This window comes from Roseovarius sp. (assembly GCF_048262375.1).
In the GTDB taxonomy this organism is placed as follows: domain Bacteria; phylum Pseudomonadota; class Alphaproteobacteria; order Rhodobacterales; family Rhodobacteraceae; genus Roseovarius.
Genome location: NZ_JBLXFE010000010.1, coordinates 73,027 through 87,963, shown reverse-complemented (window position 1 = coordinate 87,963; position 14,937 = coordinate 73,027). Strand labels below are relative to the sequence as shown.

Genomic DNA, 14,937 nt, shown 5'->3' with positions numbered 1-14,937 from the left:
ACGGGTCAGCCGTGATTGTTGATGATCGTCTTGATATGCGAAAACTCGAGCAGGGCGGCAAAGCCCTTTTCGCGGCCATGGCCCGACTTGCGGATGCCACCAAAGGGCAATTCGACCCCACCGCCCGCGCCGTAACCGTTGATGAACACCTGACCGCAGCGCATCGCCTTGGCGACCCGTTGCTGGCGTCCGCCATCGCGGGTCCAGACCGAGGCGACAAGGCCGTATTCGGTGTTGTTCGCAATCGAGATCGCTTCGGCCTCGTCCTCGAACGGGATGATGCAGAGCACCGGGCCAAACACCTCTTCTTGCGCAATCCGCGCCTTGGGATCGCAGGGACCAAACACGGCGGGGGCCACATAATAACCGCCCTCCGGCGCATCCATGCGGATGCTGCCGCGCGCCATAAGCGGCGCGTCCGCCTCAGCGATATAGGTCTCGACCCGCTTTTTCTGGCGGGCGGAGATCAGCGGCCCAAGCACCGCATCCTCGCCCGAATCCGAAGCCGCCACGGCGCTGAAGCGCGCGGTCAATTCGGCAACGGCCCGGTCATAGATGCCGCGTTGCAGCAGAACGCGGGTGCCCGCCGAACAGGTCTGGCCACCATTCTGAATCACGGCATTGACCAGAAACGGCATCGCGGCGTCGAGATCGGCGTCGTCAAAGACGATCTGCGGTGACTTGCCACCGAGTTCGAGCGTGCAGCCGATGAAATTGCGGGCCGCAGCCGTCTGGATGATCACGCCCACCTCGGGGGAGCCGGTGAAGGAGATAAAGTCGATCCCCTTGTGATCGGCCAGTGCCTGACCCGCCACCGCACCGCGTCCGGTCACGATATTGATGGCACCGGGAGGAAAGCCCACGTCAAGCGCCAGTTCCGCAATGCGAAGCGCGGTGAGGCAAGCGTCTTCGGCGGGTTTCAGGACCGTGGCATTGCCCATGGCCAGCGCCGGGGCGACCGAGCGGCCAAACATTTGCGCCGGATAGTTCCACGGGATGATATGGCCGGTCACGCCATGCGGTTCGCGGTGCACCTCGACATTATAGCCGTTGAGAAAGGGCACGATCTCGCCGTGCACCTTGTCCGCTGCACCGCCGTAGAATTCGAAATAGCGTGCTGTGACCTTCATGTCGGCGCGGGCCTGTGCGATCGGCTTGCCGTTGTCGCGCCGCTCTAGCTGCGCCAGCGGCTCGACATTCTCCTGGATGCGCTCTGACAGGCGGATCATCAGGCGGCCACGCTCTGCGGCGGTCAGTTTGGACCACTCGCCGCCGTCAAAGGCCGCGCGCGCCGCCGCGACAGCGGCGTCGATATCTGCGGCATCGCTGTCAGCGATTTGCGCAAAGGGCAACCCGTCAATCGGTGAGAGAACCTCCATCACCTTGCCGGAGAGTGCCGGAACCCAATCGTTGCCAATCAGGTTCAACGGCTTGGGGATAACCAGCTTTGCGTTGGTGTCAGTGTCTTTCATGCCTTGGTTCCTTCCGGTTCGAGAGAGCCCTCAGCGACTTCGCCCCGCTCGATGACGAGGGTACGATCCGCAAAGCCGCGCAGCAATGAGGGATTGGATTCGGTAATGATCAGCGTGATTGAACGATCCGTATCACGCAAGGTTCGCAGGGCTTCGGCATAGCGCAACGCCAAAGCCGGGGCGAGCCCCTGAAACGGCTCGTCGAGCATAATGAGCTTGGTGCCCAGCATCAGGGCGCGCGCGAGCGCCACCATCTTGCCCTGCCCGCCAGAGACGGTGCCACCGGGGCGGTTGGCAAGGGCGCTCAACTCGGGCAGGACGGTATAGGCGCGGTCCAGACGGCGCTTGGTCTCGGCCTTGTCCAGTCGCGCCGCCTGCGCGGGCAAGAGGATGTTTTCCTCAATGGTAAAGGCCGAAAAGAGCCGCCGATCCTCGGGCGCATAGCCAATTCCGAGACCGGGGCGCTTGGGCGGGTGCATGCCGGTGATGGGCTTGCCTTCAAACAGGATTTCGCCACTGGCGGTGGTGAACCCCATGATGGTGCGCAAGAGCGTCGTCTTGCCTGCGCCATTGCGCCCGATCAAGGCCACGGTTTCAGCGGCACCAATCCGGAAGGTCAGATCGCGCAGGATCGGAATGATCCCGATCGAGGCATTTACATTGCGCAGTTCCAGCATCAGACCACCTCCCCGATCACGTCCCGGATCACGTCGGGATGTTCCAGAATTTCCGCAGGCGTGCCGCGCAACTGCACATTACCGCTGTTCCAGACCGCCACCTCATCGGCGTATTTCTCGACGATGCCCATGTCATGTTCGACAAAGACTGAGGTGACCTTGGCCTCTTTCAACGCACCGATCAGGATTTCCATGATCGCGTGTTTTTCCGATGAAGCCACGCCAGAGGTGGGTTCGTCCATCAAGAGCAGGCGCGGTTTGAGCGCCAGTGCCACGGCGATGTCGATCAGTTTGCGCTGCCCCTCGGGCAGTTCGACGACCAGAACATCGGCCACATCGGCGCAGCCCACCATATCGAGCAGATGCAGCATTTCGGTGCGTTCCGGGATGGCATGCATATCGACCAGCGGATTTCGCCGCTTCTGCCGCGCCGAAACGGCAATCAGCAGGTTTTCCAGCGCCGTGTGCTCGGTGAAGAGTTGAGGGATCTGAAAGGCGCGCGCGACACCGCGATCCACGATCTTGCGCGGGGGCAGCGGCGTGATGTCCCGCCCCTCAAAGAGCACCTGCCCGTTGCTGGGCTTGAGCCAGCCGGTGCAGATGTTGAGAAACGTCGTCTTGCCCGCGCCGTTCGGCCCGATGATCGCCAGATTTTTACCGGCACTGATCGTCAAAGAAACATTATCCGCCGCCGTGATCCCGCCGAATTTGATCGTCAGGTTGCGGGTTTCCAGAAGAACCTCGGTCATTTGCGGTCTCCTTTCTTGGCGGAAGTCCGATCCGTGTCGCGCTTGAAGGCGGACTCGAGGATGCCAATCAGACCGCCGGGGGCAAAGAGGATGATGATAAGCAAAAAGCCCCCGAGGATCATTTGCCAGATGTCACCGGCATAGACCGAGGCATAGGTCCGCACCGCCTCGTAGATCAGTGCGCCAAGGAAGGCCCCCTGCACCGATCCGGCCCCGCCCAACACGGCGATGAACACCATTTCCGCCGAGCGCACCCACCAGACATATTCAGGTGTCACGACCCCTTGGGCCATGCCCATCATCACCCCGCCAACCCCGCAGAGCGCCGCCGACAAGAGGTAGCCGGACAGGAGCGCACGCTTGGGCGAAATGCCGAGATACTCAAGCCGTGTTTCATTGGTCTTGATGGTCTGAAAGAGCTGCCCCACTGGCGAGGCAAACCAGCGCTGCGTGAACCAGCCTAGCGCCACCACAAGCACCAGCACCGAGTAATAGAGCACCATGTTGAACTGGGCATGATCGAGGACGTGCCCCAATACCGTCGGGCGGGTGAAGCGCAGGCCATCCGCCCCGCCAGTCAGGTGATAGAATTTCTCGAGAATGGACCAGAAAATCATCGAGAACGCCAGATTGAGCATGCCAAAGAAGATGCCGCGATAACGCACCACGAAGAGCCCGACAAAGAGCCCCGCTACAATGGCCCCCAGCACCCCGACAATCAGAATGACAAAGAAATCGGTTGCAGGCATCGACGTCATCAGGAACGCCCCGGCATAGGCCGCAATCCCGAAGTAGAGCGCGTGGCCAAAGGACACCTGCCCGGCCCGCAAGAGGACGGTCACGCCCAGAACGGCCAATCCCTTTGCCATGGCGAAATTGACCAGAAGCTGCGTTGAGGGCGCTAGGAAGGGCACGGCGATCATCGCTGCCAATCCAACGATCCAGAGCCATGAAAGAGGGGATGTCATGCGGGCATTCACCTTATTTGACGGCTTGCTTGACTGTGTTTGGGTGGACATGTCCGGCCTCAGATCTTGCGCGCGGCGGGACTGCCAAACAGCCCTTCGGGACGCACCAGCAGCACCAGAACCATGATGAGATAGGGCACAAGTACCGAGATTTCAGGATAGAGATAGACGGCAAAGGACCGCCCCAGACCGATCATCAACGCCGTGAGCGCCGCGCCCTCGATCTGTCCCAGCCCTGCAGTGGCCACCACTGCAAAGGACAGCACGATCATATCCGCCCCCATGCCGGGCAGGATGGACGTGGTCGGAGAGGCCAGCGCGCCGCCCAGCCCGGCCAGAACAGCGCCGATGACGAAGGTAAAGAGAAACACCCGGTCGGCATCAATGCCGATAGATTGCGCCGCCTCGCGATCCTCTGTGGTGGCGGTGATCAGCTTGCCTATAATCGTGTGACGCAAAAAGAACCGCATGCCCAGCAACAGCACCACCGCGATCACTGGCAGCAGGATCAACTGATAGGCGGTATAGGTCACGCCGAACACGCTGACATTGCCCAGCACCTGCAAGGCGGAGGAATTGAAATAGGGTTGCGTGCCCCAGACCAGACGCTGCACATCCTCAAGGATCATGAACACCGCAAAGGTCACGAGCAGTTGGAGCACTTCGGATTTGTCATAGATACGGCGCAGCAGGAAATATTCCAGCGGCGCGCCGATCACGACCCCCACAAGAATCGCCGATACGATCATAAGCGGAAAGGCAAAGGCCGGAGCAAAGCCGAGGGCCAGAAAATATCCCACCAACGAGACCGTTGCATAGGCGCCAATCGCATAGAGCGAGCCATGTGCGACGTTGAGGATACGCATGACGCCAAAGATCAGAGTGAGACCGAGCGCCACAATGAAGACAAGCGCGGCATAAGCCACACCGTCGAACAGGGCGAGAAGGAAAATCGCGAAATTCATGTGCTGATCCCGGGCATTTCAAGAACATGGAGAGGGCAATTTATTGCCCTCTCCGCCAAGTTTACAAGCGTGGTTCAGTTCTCGAACGTATCGACCGTGACGCTATCCGCAAAGCTCGCATCAAGTTTGCCGACCCATTCAATCGAGTTCTGACCGACCGGGGTCGTCAACTCGTTGCCGTCAAAGATCATGATGTTCTGCATCGTGGCAAAGGGATACTCGCCAGTTTGTACGCTGGTTCCCATCAACTGATCTTCGACACCCTGATGGTCCTCGCGCAGGGTAACGGGACGTCCCAGCCCCTGAAAGGTCAGACCTTCAAGCGCCGCGAGCAACTGATCCTCGCTCGGCCAATCGACGCTGTTGTCGGCGATGGCCTTTTCATAGGCCGCCTTGAGCGCGGCGATGGCCTGACTGGCGTGGAACACGGGATAGACGGACACGTCGCCGGTTTTTTCCTCGTATTGCGTCATGAAGGCCTTGAAGTCTTCATCGTTGCGACGCTCGGGATGGAGGAAATAGTGATCCCCGCGCGCACCGATGATATGCCCGTCCGGCAGCGCCGATCCCAGCCGCTCCAGCGACGATTCCGCCAGCGGCAGGACAAAGGTCGAGGTGTTCATCAGCCCGCGCTGTGACGCCTGCTGTACGAACGTATCCAGATCGCCGCCCCAAGAGGTCGACAGGATAACGTCGGGCCGCATAGCCTGAAGCCGCGAGATTTCGGTGGAAAAGTCGGGCGAGCCGAATTTGGGGAAGAACTCGGCCACAACCTCGACATCGGGTTTCATCGCCTTGAGCGCGGTGCTGAAAATATCCCAGCTGTCGCGGCCCCAGGCATAGTCCTGATTGACCACGGCGATGGTCTTGAAATCGGGCTTGGTCTTGAGCAGGTAGAGCACCGTCGCCAGCATTTCCGGCGTCGCGTTGGCCTGAGTGCGGAAGACGTATTTATAATTGTTCTCTTCAAAGATGCGCTGCGTGCCGCAATCCCACATCAGGTTGGGCACCTGCAGATCTTCGGCCAGCGGCGCAAGCGTCTGGCAATTGCCCGACGAAATCGAGGCCAACATCACCTCTGCGCCACCCGATTCCACCATGCGGCGATATTCCGAGGTCAGCGCCTCGGCCCCGGCGCCCTCGTCGATGAACGAGATGTCGACGGGCACACCGTTGATGCCGCCAGCGGCATTGATGTTGTCGATAAGGATTTCAGCCGCGTTGCGGGCGGGCACACCAAACACCGAAGCGGGGCCGGTCAGAAAGGCCGTCATCCCGATCTTGAGGCTGTCCGGCTTGTCTGCAGCGCCGGCTGCCAGAGGCAGCGCCGCGGCCACCATGGCGGCGGCAACACGTGTCACGAATAGATTTTTCATTTGCATTTCTCCCTTTTTAGTATGGCCAATCAGCAGATTGCGATTGGGTTAATGATAATCTCAGGATGCCCGCGACAGGGGTCTGTTCCGGCACATTCCGGTTTTCGCACCTCTTGAATGGCCTCCCCCAAGGACCTGCGCGTTGCAGCCGGACCAGCCCGTAGACAGATCGTCGTTACAGGCCAAGCGGTGCTCAGCCAGAGCGCTTTTGCCGTTTTGATCAGGATGCAGCGTGGTCACCGGCAGGGTGCACGGCAGAATGGCAAGACCTTGGTCCGTGGCACCAACGTCCCGCATCAGGCGGCCGCCGCCCTTGATGACAAAGGATGTCGTTAAGTGGCGCAGCATCCGGAGGCCCCTCCCATCAAGCCTGAGCGGGATGGTAGACCAAGAGCCAAAGCCTGTGCCAATACCTTGACGCTATTCCGGCCATAGGTTCTTACTATTACGGCACAAATCAGGACGACAGCACCTTATGACGCCGATAGAGTGGCTGCGGTGCCCTGCGACGGTGTGCTGCGCCAGCTCTTGGCTGCGGTGCAGCATTTGCGAACACGTGGGACTTAGGGGAGGAACGACCATGAAAATACAGGCCGCCGTGCTTGAGCGCGATAATATCAAGAGCGATTTCGAAGCCAACAAGGCGCTGACCGTCCGCGACGTCGATCTTGAAGCCCCCGGTCGTGACGAGGTCCTGATCCGCATTGCTGCCGCTGGCGTCTGTCATTCCGACCTCTCGGTGATAAATGGCACCCGCCCACGGCCAGTGCCGATGGTTCTGGGCCACGAGGCCTCAGGCATCGTCGAGGAGGTTGGCGCGGGGGTCGATGATCTGGCACCCGGTGATCATGTTGTCTGCATCTTTGCCCCCGGTTGCGGCACCTGTCTGCCCTGCTCTGAAGGGCGCCCGGCGCTGTGCACCCGCGCGGCCAAGCATCACGGGGTCGGTGAGTTGATGACCGGCCACCGCCGCCTGTCGATGGATGGCAAGCCGGTCCATCACCATGTCGGAGTGTCTGCTTTTGCCACCCATGCGGTGATGGCCCGCCGATCCTTGGTCAAGGTCGAGGCAGATATTCCCACCCATATCTCGGCGCTCTTTTCCTGTGCCATGCTCACTGGTGCGGGTGCCGTGTTCAACACCGCGCAGGTGATGCCGGGCAGCAAGGTCGCCGTGCTGGGATTGGGCGGTGTTGGTCTGTCGGCGGTGTTGGGCGCGCTGGCGGCCGGGGCGGCGCAGGTTGTGGTGATTGATCCGTTTCAATCCAAGCTGGATGCCGCGCTGAGCATGGGGGCCACCCATGCCGTGACATCAGACGAGCATACCGTGCAGGCCGTGCGCGATATCACCGGCGGCGGGGTCGATTATGCGATCGAGTTGGCGGGCTCTGTCCGGGCGTTGGAAACCGCCTATGACTGCACCTGCCGGGGCGGCATGACCGTAACTGCGGGTCTGCCGCACCCTGATGCGCGCATGCCGCTGAACGCTCTCAAACTGGTGGCTGAGGAACGCAGCCTCAAGGGCAGCTACATCGGCTCTTGCGTGCCGCAACGCGACCTGCCGCGCATGTTCTCGCTGCATCAGCAGGGCAAACTGCCGGTGGAAAAGATGCTGACCCACCGTCTGCGGCTTGATCAGATCAATCTTGCGATGGATCAGTTGGACAATGGCACAGCCATCCGTCAGGTGATCGAGTTCGATTGACGCGCACAAGGCGCAACACATAATTGCCCTGTCATGGCGGATGTCTGCATGTGCTGAGCCCGGCGCGATCCTCTGGTGGATTGCGCGGGGTGCGGCCCCGCACGGCCACACCTTGCGTGAACCAACCGGTCTAGCGAAAGCGGTTGGCGTTGAGAGGGGTCAGATCGGCATTTGCGGTGCGACCCGACAGGATATCGGCCAGAACCTCGCCGGTTTTAGGGGCCATCATCAGACCGTAATGGCTGTGGCCGAAGGCCGCAAAAAGCCCCTCTTGCCCGTCCAATGCACCGAGGGCTGGCAGGCTGTCGGGAAAGGACGGTCTGCGCCCCATCCAGAACGACACTTGCGCTGTGCTCAGATCGGGCAGCATTGCCTTGGCTTGGCGCGTCAGCAGGGCCTGTTTTCTCGGATCAGGAGGGGCGTCAATCGCCGCGAACTCTGCCGTTCCGGCCAGACGCACGCCACCAAGCATCGAACTGGCCACGGCTTTGCCATCCACATCCATAACCGAATTTTTCAAAGTTACGCCGGGGTCCGCAAACTCAACGTGATACCCGCGTTCGGCCACAAGGGGCAGGTTGATCCCCAAAGGCCGCAGCAAATCAGCCGACCAAACCCCTGCAGCCAGCACAACGCGCGGCGCGCGAAAGCTTTGGCCTTTGGCCGCAATCGTCCAAATGCCGTCTTGGCGCGACAGGCCGGTCACCTCGGCCCTCACCACATCGACACCAAGGCCGCGGGCCTTTGCTGCCAGAACCCGGCCTAACTCGCCGGGGGCGCGGGCACGCGCCTGACCTTTGATTACCACTGCTGCCTTGAAATCGGGCGAAAGCCCCGGTTCCAGCGCCTGCAATTCCTCTGGACCAATCAGCGCCAGATCTCCGCCCTTTTCCGCCCGAATACGGTAATCAAGGCTTTGCAAGCTGGCTTTGTCCACCTTGCGAAAGGCGTGGACATAGTAGCTTTCGGTCAGCAGCCCCTCGTGCCCCGTCCCGGCAAGTAAGCGGCGATACAGATTGACCGATGGCCCGCATAGATACTCCATACTGTCTGACGTGGCGCGCGCTTTTGCCTCTGTTGCGTACCGCAAAAACCGCAGCCCCCAAGGGATCATGCGGGGCCAAAACCGGGTGCGTACCGACAACGGGCTGTCACGATCCATCAACAAACCGGGCAAAGTTTTCCAGATCCCCGGCATGGCCTGCGGAATGATCGACCAAGGCGAGATCACGCCCGCATTGCCGAATGACGTCTCTTGCCCCGGATCGCCCCGGTCAATCAGGCGCACATCAAATCCCCGCTCCTGCAAGGAAATCGCGGTGCAAATCCCGACGATGCCGGCACCAATGATGGTCACTTGGTTCTTCATCAGTCAGGCCGCCGTAGATGGGGAACGCCGCGCGAAAAGCTGGCTCAAGATGGCGGGAGCGGCGATCAGGGCGGCCATCAAATCGGCCTGAAGCGAGGGCGCGATAAACACAATCCCCGATACCGCCATCAAAACGCGCATAAACGCCCCCATCGGGGCCTTCCAATATCCAACGACCGAGGTAGAGAGCGCCAGAACCCCCAAAACGCAACTGGTGGCGGTATAGGTGAACTCCCATAAGTCAAAGCCGGTGGAGGACACGATCAGCAGCACGGGCGCATAGACAAAGGCCATTGGCGCAACCACCTTGCCCAAGCCCAGCGTAAAGGCCGAAACCCCGGTTCGGAACGGGTTGGAATTGGCAATGGCCGCCGCCGCATAGGCCGAGGTGCAAACGGGCGGCGTGATTTCCGACACCACGCCGTAATAGAGCACGAACATATGGCTGGCGATCGGGGGCACGCCAAGCTGTGCCAATGCGGGCTGCGCAACCGAGGCAAGCATGATGTAGAGTGCCGTGGTCGGAACGCCTGCGCCCATCAAGATGCAAGAAATCGCAATGAACACCAGCGACAGGAAAAGTTGCAGATCGGGGGTTGAGATCATCTCCCATCCGCCAAAGGTAACCATCTCATTCAGGCTCATTGCCATGGAACCCGCGCCCTGTGTCACCATGTAGCCCATCCGAAATCCAATGCCGGTGGTGTTAATCACACCCACGACAATGCCTACGGCAGCCGAGGCGGCCCCAACGGCCAGCGCATATTTCACGCCCGTTTCCAATGCTTCGGCCATTTGAGGCACGCGAATCCGCTCTTGTGGATTCAAGGTGGCGACCATGGCCCCGACAACCAAGATCAAGGCCATCGGAGCGTCAAAGCCGCCGCCCGTCCACTTCCACAGAACAAAAGCAATAAAGGCCGCCGGATAGACCAAACTGGAGGGGGTGCGCAGCCGTGCCATGCCCGCGATCACAGCCAGTGAGATGCCACAGAATGCCGACATATAAGGCGTGTAGCCAGAGAAAAGCACCACCAGAAGGCCGATCAGGGGAATGATATTCGCCCAGCCTTCCCGCCAGACGGCGGCGAATTTTGGCAGACTTTCCTTGGCCATGCCCTTGAGGCCAAGTTTCAGGGCCATCAGATGCACCACGGCAAACACACCAATGTAGTGCAGCGTTGCGGGGACAATCGCGGCAATAACGATTGTGGTGTAGGGCAGTTGCAGAAACTCTGCCATGATAAAGGCTGCGGCCCCCATGATCGGCGGCGTAATCTGCCCCCCCGCCGACGCGGCAGCTTCTACTCCGCCCGCGAAATGGCCGGGGTAGCCCAGCCGTTTCATATTGGGGATCGTCAGTGATCCGGTTGAAACGGTGTTGGCGACGGAAGATCCCGAAATCGTGCCAAAAAACGCCGAGGACACGACAGACACCTTGGCAGGGCCGCCAACATACTGTCCGGCAAGAATGGTTGCATTGTCGATGAACAATTGCCCCAGACCCGTGCGCTGCGCGATGACGCCAAACAAAACGAAGTGGAATACAATGGTCGAAACCACCCAAAGGGTAACGCCGAAGATGCCCTCTTGTGGGAAATACATTGACGATACGAAAGTTTTGAAATTCACGCCCGGATGCTGCAACAGACCGGGAAACTGCGGCCCGAACAACGCGTAGGAAATGAATACGCAGATGATCAGCGGCAAAACCCAACCGAGCGTGCGCCGCGCGATATCCAAAACCAGCAGTATAATCGCCACGCCAAAGAATACGTCATAGCCGTTGGGATTACCCATCCGAAAGGTCTGTTCCTCAATCCCCAGCGCGGGAATGCCCCGCCATGCAAGGCCCACATACAAAGACGACGCCACGCCCAGCGCCATGAACACCAGATCATAAAGGGGGATATTGCCCAACCGAAGCCGACTGACCTTCATCGCAAACCCGCTGTCAGTCTTGAAAACCGGGAAAAGCGCATAGGTCAGAATGAACAACCCCGAAAGATGCCAGCCCATATGCCAATGATCAGCCGGAAGGCCAAAGCCCGCCGTCACAAAATGATAGAGCGCAAAGATCAGGGCGACCGCCCGTAACACCATGCCCACGCCAGGCCCAACCGACCGCGTGGCAACGCCTTCGTCATATTTGCGTTCAATCTCGGCCAGTTGTTCCGGTGTGAGCTTGGCTATGTCTTCGGCGGTAAGGTGATCGCTGCTTTGAGTCACGGGCCTGCCTTATCAGTCATAAGAAAAAGGAGGCGATGCCCGGTGCCGGGCATCGCTTGGGTCATTCGCCCGAATGGCGGGGTGCTTATTTCAACATCCCGGCTTCGCGATAGAACCGCTCTGCTCCGGGATGCAGGGGCACCCCAAGGCTATCCACCCCATTCAGCGCCGTCTCTTGGGTAATCAGCTTGCCCTTGGCATGGCCATTATCGAGCAATTTTCGGGTGTTACTATTCCACAGCGCCTTGGTGATCCCGTAAACCAGATCGTCTGACAGGTCAGACGATACAACCAGAAAGGCCGAAACAGCGGGCGTCATGGTGTCATTATCAATGCCCTCATACACGCCGCCGGGAATCTTGGACGGGATGTAGGCAGGAACCGCTTCGTTGATCGTCTTCATATCTTGATCGCTGAAGGAATAGAGCGTCATGCCCTTGGTCGAGGCAAGCTGCACCATTGCGGCAACGGGCCAGCCTGCAGCGTAGAAGAAGGCATCCAACTGCCCGTCCGCCAAACGCTCGGCGGATTGGGAATTGTTAAGCTCGGCCTCTTCCATGTTGTCGCGAGTCACGCCCCATTGCTCCAGCATCTTGAGCACAGCAACCTGCGTGCCGGACCCGGCCTGTGCGATACCAACCCGCTTGCCCGCCAAATCGCCCAACCCGTTCAGTGTGGCGTCTTTCGGCATTACCAGATGCAGGTCTTCGGGGAACAGGTTTGCCACAAGTCGCAGTTTCTCATGCTTCTTGCCCTCAAAGGTGCCAATGCCGAGATACATTTCGCGCGTTACGTCAGCGGCGGCGAGGCCGGCCTCCAACTCGCCATTCTGCACGGCGGCGTTGTTAAACACCGAGGCGGTGGTGGATTGCGCAATCGCAATCAATCCGGGGACGCCGCATTGCCCGCCTTCGTCGCAGGGCCGCGCTCCGGGAGGGGACGAGATACCGTTCGCAATCGTGCCGCCAATCGGGAAGTAAGTGCCACCCGCACCCCCGGTCCCGATGCGGAAAAAGGTCGGGTTCTGAGCCATTGCCGTGCCCGTCATCAAGGCCGTTGCCAAAGCCGCCACAGCCATTTTCTTCATCAATGTCATTCTAAACTCCCCATAGTTATAGGCTTCGCCTTTGCGATGCTTTTGGATGTCGTGTCGGAGAGCTTAGAGGTAGCTTTCATAAATACAAATTTGTTATAACTCTAAAAATCAAAGAGAAACTTATATATGAAACTCCAGCAGCTCTCTGTCTTTCGTGAAGTTATGGCCACCGGGTCCGTCTCGCAGGCGGCAAGACGCTTGGGGCGCACCCAACCTGCGATCAGCCTGTCGCTGAAGGAGCTTGAGGCCTCGCTTGGCATCACCTTGTTTGAGCGAGAGGGGCGCCGCCTGATCCCCATGCCCGAGGCGCATTACCTGCTGGCCGAAGCGAATGAAGTGCTTGATCGTCTTTCTGCCGTGTCTCGAACCATGAAAAGTCTGGGCGATGCCACCAGCGGTAGTTTGAAAGTTGCCGCCATGCCGGGGCCGTCCAGCTATCTTTTCCCCCGCTACATCAGTCAGGTTTTAGGTGATTTCAGGGATATCAAGCTGACATTGTCGATGCGAAGCTCGCAGCAGATCCTAGAACTGGTGGCAACCCAGAGCATTGATTTCGGCTTTGCCGATCTGGATATCCAGCTTGAGAAGCGCAAGGATCTTCTGACGGCCGAGACATTTTCCTCTCGCTGTTTTTGCGCCCTGCCGACGGGCCATCGGCTGGCGCGAAAATCCGCTATATCTTGGGAAGATTTACATAATCAGCCGATGGGTGGCCTACACAGCGCGCATCGGCTTCAGAAGCGTATTCACATGGCGTTTCAGGCACGGAATGCGCACTATAATCAAATCATCGAAAGCCAGTTTTTCATCCCCCTTTTACAGTTCGTCGCCCAAAAACAATGCTGTGCCATCGTGGATCCGATGTCTGTCGCCAGTGAGCAGCAATCGCGACTGAATGGAAAGGCCTTGGTGTTTCGACCATTGGTCGAGGACCTGCGTTATGATTGCGCGATCTTTACCCCAAGACTACGTCCGATGTCGCAACTCGCCCGGCGGGTGAAAGACGGTTGGAAAGCCGAGGTTCTGCGCCTCATGCACGACCTGGACTCTGATCCTCTGACACATCAAAGCCTAGATGAAGACGCGGCCTAGGGTGAAAAGACACGATACCGAGTTGCGGGCGTTACGGTGGCTCTGAACCTTTTCGACAGACTGCGCAACTTGCTTCCTTGCGCATCCTGAAATTACTGGTCGTAACGCCCTGACACGTCGTCAGGATTAGCCGGATCACCTCACTCCAGTCTGTTGCACAGCTTTTTGCTCCAAGGACCGTCATTCATTTCCGAAAGCATGTCCCGCATGACCAACTTGTAAGCTTTGCGTTCAATACGGTGCTGTTCTTCAGAAAGCAGGGTGCGCTTTAAAAGCCGCTTTGCCATGCCGGCGGTTTCTTTTTTGGCCACGAACCTTTGTTCAACGCTGTCAATCGCTGACCACAGGATATCCAGAACGCCAGTGTCTGTTTTAGCTCGTAGCGGAACCGGCTCTCCTAGGAATACTTTTACATCGGAGGTCCGGGCCGTGCTGGACACCGCCAGGAAACGACCGTTGATTTCGGTCTCAATCATTTCCGGTCGCAGGTTCATTTGCTTTTCCATCACACAAACCAACGTCCCGTTGCCACGATAGGACATGGCGCTCACAAGATCGGGGCAACATGCCCTCATGCATGTGGCGACATCGCGCAGCATGGCAGAAAACTCGGCCAAGGAGAGTTCCGGGTGCTTCAATGTCGGGTCGGCTACTTTCAAAGCAATCAAGGTCGCTTTGCGACCACGACCACGCGCCAGTTCGAGCACGTAATTGTCAAATTCGCCATACTCAATAAAGCCATCGGCATCCGCGTAATCTATGACCGGATTGGATCCTTCATCTTTGGCGATACCCCGGGACCATTTTATAGTCTGTTCCATGCTAATACGGCCAGCCAATCTCGCGCTTCTTTGCGATGTGAGGCTCTGGGCGTCAAAAATTCTGGATTGGAGATCTTTGAAGTCGAATGGTTTGCTCACATAGTCCGTGGCTCCGGCCTTGAATGCCTTGTCCAGATATGCCTTTTCGTGCATGGCCGTCAGCATCAGTATAGGCTGGTGTTGGTAACCCGGTGTTTTACGAATTAGCTTTGTCAGATCAATGCCGTCCACATCGGGCATCTGTATGTCGATCAGGAGGCAATCGAAGGCAACATTCGCGCGGTCTATTGCTTCCAACGCTTCCCGCGCAGAATAAGCGAGTGTCACGTCATGGGCATCTGAGGCAGCAAGTGCATGCTCTAGAAGAGAAAGAATGCTTTCATTATCGTCGATTGCAAGAATTTTCATGCTCTAGATG

At 58.8% G+C, this 14,937-nt stretch carries 12 protein-coding genes; 2 read left to right on the top strand and 10 right to left on the bottom strand.

Going from position 1 to position 14,937, the window contains the following annotated elements:
* Nucleotides 1–5: 5 nt before the first annotated feature.
* The 6 genes from ACN0SW_RS12590 to ACN0SW_RS12565 form a co-directional block, all read right to left on the bottom strand.
* Entirely contained in the window at nucleotides 6–1,472 is a 1,467-nt protein-coding gene (locus tag ACN0SW_RS12590) for an aldehyde dehydrogenase family protein (RefSeq protein ID WP_417728278.1), read from the bottom strand.
* Nucleotides 1,469–2,149 carry an ABC transporter ATP-binding protein gene (locus ACN0SW_RS12585; RefSeq protein WP_417728277.1) on the bottom strand — a complete coding sequence of 227 codons (681 nt, stop codon included), beginning with the start codon at nucleotides 2,147–2,149 and terminating at the stop codon, nucleotides 1,469–1,471. Before ACN0SW_RS12585 ends, ACN0SW_RS12590 begins: the two co-directional genes overlap by 4 nt.
* Nucleotides 2,149–2,898 carry an ABC transporter ATP-binding protein gene (locus tag ACN0SW_RS12580; RefSeq protein ID WP_417728276.1) on the bottom strand — a complete coding sequence of 250 codons (750 nt, stop codon included), beginning with the start codon at nucleotides 2,896–2,898 and terminating at the stop codon, nucleotides 2,149–2,151. Before ACN0SW_RS12580 ends, ACN0SW_RS12585 begins: the two co-directional genes overlap by 1 nt.
* Nucleotides 2,895–3,866: a branched-chain amino acid ABC transporter permease gene (locus tag ACN0SW_RS12575; RefSeq protein ID WP_417728275.1), complete on the bottom strand. Its 972-nt coding sequence runs from the start codon at nucleotides 3,864–3,866 to the stop codon at nucleotides 2,895–2,897. Before ACN0SW_RS12575 ends, ACN0SW_RS12580 begins: the two co-directional genes overlap by 4 nt.
* 59 nt (nucleotides 3,867–3,925) lie before the next feature.
* Nucleotides 3,926–4,831, bottom strand: coding sequence for a branched-chain amino acid ABC transporter permease (locus ACN0SW_RS12570; RefSeq protein ID WP_417728274.1), 906 nt, complete (start codon nucleotides 4,829–4,831; stop codon nucleotides 3,926–3,928).
* Nucleotides 4,832–4,905: 74 nt separating this feature from the next.
* A complete protein-coding gene (locus ACN0SW_RS12565; protein WP_417728273.1) occupies nucleotides 4,906–6,207 on the bottom strand; it encodes an ABC transporter substrate-binding protein in 1,302 nt (433 codons plus the stop codon).
* A gap of 580 nt (nucleotides 6,208–6,787) precedes the next feature.
* Here ACN0SW_RS12565 and ACN0SW_RS12560 point away from each other — a divergent pair.
* Nucleotides 6,788–7,912: a zinc-dependent alcohol dehydrogenase family protein gene (locus ACN0SW_RS12560; protein WP_417728272.1), complete on the top strand. Its 1,125-nt coding sequence runs from the start codon at nucleotides 6,788–6,790 to the stop codon at nucleotides 7,910–7,912.
* A 130-nt stretch (nucleotides 7,913–8,042) separates the two neighbouring features.
* Here ACN0SW_RS12560 and ACN0SW_RS12555 read toward each other — a convergent pair whose 3' ends face one another.
* The 3 genes from ACN0SW_RS12555 to ACN0SW_RS12545 form a co-directional block, all read right to left on the bottom strand.
* Nucleotides 8,043–9,281 carry an NAD(P)/FAD-dependent oxidoreductase gene (locus ACN0SW_RS12555; RefSeq protein ID WP_417728271.1) on the bottom strand — a complete coding sequence of 413 codons (1,239 nt, stop codon included), beginning with the start codon at nucleotides 9,279–9,281 and terminating at the stop codon, nucleotides 8,043–8,045.
* Nucleotides 9,282–9,284: 3 nt separating this feature from the next.
* Complete coding sequence (locus tag ACN0SW_RS12550; RefSeq protein ID WP_417728270.1) at nucleotides 9,285–11,510, bottom strand: TRAP transporter permease; 2,226 nt, start codon at nucleotides 11,508–11,510, stop codon at nucleotides 9,285–9,287.
* 85 nt (nucleotides 11,511–11,595) lie between these two features.
* Complete coding sequence (locus ACN0SW_RS12545) at nucleotides 11,596–12,606, bottom strand: TAXI family TRAP transporter solute-binding subunit (protein ID WP_417728269.1); 1,011 nt, start codon at nucleotides 12,604–12,606, stop codon at nucleotides 11,596–11,598.
* A 126-nt stretch (nucleotides 12,607–12,732) separates the two neighbouring features.
* Between ACN0SW_RS12545 and ACN0SW_RS12540 the strand changes: the two genes are divergently transcribed.
* A complete protein-coding gene (locus ACN0SW_RS12540; protein WP_417728268.1) occupies nucleotides 12,733–13,698 on the top strand; it encodes a LysR family transcriptional regulator in 966 nt (321 codons plus the stop codon).
* Nucleotides 13,699–13,838: 140 nt separating this feature from the next.
* Here the strand turns inward: ACN0SW_RS12540 and ACN0SW_RS12535 are convergent, their stop codons facing one another.
* Entirely contained in the window at nucleotides 13,839–14,927 is a 1,089-nt protein-coding gene (locus ACN0SW_RS12535; RefSeq protein ID WP_417728267.1) for a response regulator, read from the bottom strand.
* Nucleotides 14,928–14,937 lie beyond the last annotated feature (10 nt).

What these genes read in the sequence shown, in the direction of transcription:
- ACN0SW_RS12570 (WP_417728274.1), bottom strand. Translation starts at nt 4,831, where the DNA reads ATGAATTTCGCGATTTTCCTTCTCGCCCTGTTCGACGGTGTGGCTTAT.
- ACN0SW_RS12585 (WP_417728277.1), bottom strand. Translation starts at nt 2,149, where the DNA reads ATGCTGGAACTGCGCAATGTAAATGCCTCGATCGGGATCATTCCGATC.
- ACN0SW_RS12590 (WP_417728278.1), bottom strand. Translation starts at nt 1,472, where the DNA reads ATGAAAGACACTGACACCAACGCAAAGCTGGTTATCCCCAAGCCGTTG.
- ACN0SW_RS12535 (WP_417728267.1), bottom strand. Translation starts at nt 14,927, where the DNA reads ATGAAAATTCTTGCAATCGACGATAATGAAAGCATTCTTTCTCTTCTA.
- ACN0SW_RS12545 (WP_417728269.1), bottom strand. Translation starts at nt 12,606, where the DNA reads ATGACATTGATGAAGAAAATGGCTGTGGCGGCTTTGGCAACGGCCTTG.
- ACN0SW_RS12565 (WP_417728273.1), bottom strand. Translation starts at nt 6,207, where the DNA reads ATGAAAAATCTATTCGTGACACGTGTTGCCGCCGCCATGGTGGCCGCG.
- ACN0SW_RS12555 (WP_417728271.1), bottom strand. Translation starts at nt 9,281, where the DNA reads ATGAAGAACCAAGTGACCATCATTGGTGCCGGCATCGTCGGGATTTGC.
- ACN0SW_RS12575 (WP_417728275.1), bottom strand. Translation starts at nt 3,866, where the DNA reads ATGACATCCCCTCTTTCATGGCTCTGGATCGTTGGATTGGCAGCGATG.
- ACN0SW_RS12540 (WP_417728268.1), top strand. Translation starts at nt 12,733, where the DNA reads ATGAAACTCCAGCAGCTCTCTGTCTTTCGTGAAGTTATGGCCACCGGG.
- ACN0SW_RS12580 (WP_417728276.1), bottom strand. Translation starts at nt 2,898, where the DNA reads ATGACCGAGGTTCTTCTGGAAACCCGCAACCTGACGATCAAATTCGGC.
- ACN0SW_RS12560 (WP_417728272.1), top strand. Translation starts at nt 6,788, where the DNA reads ATGAAAATACAGGCCGCCGTGCTTGAGCGCGATAATATCAAGAGCGAT.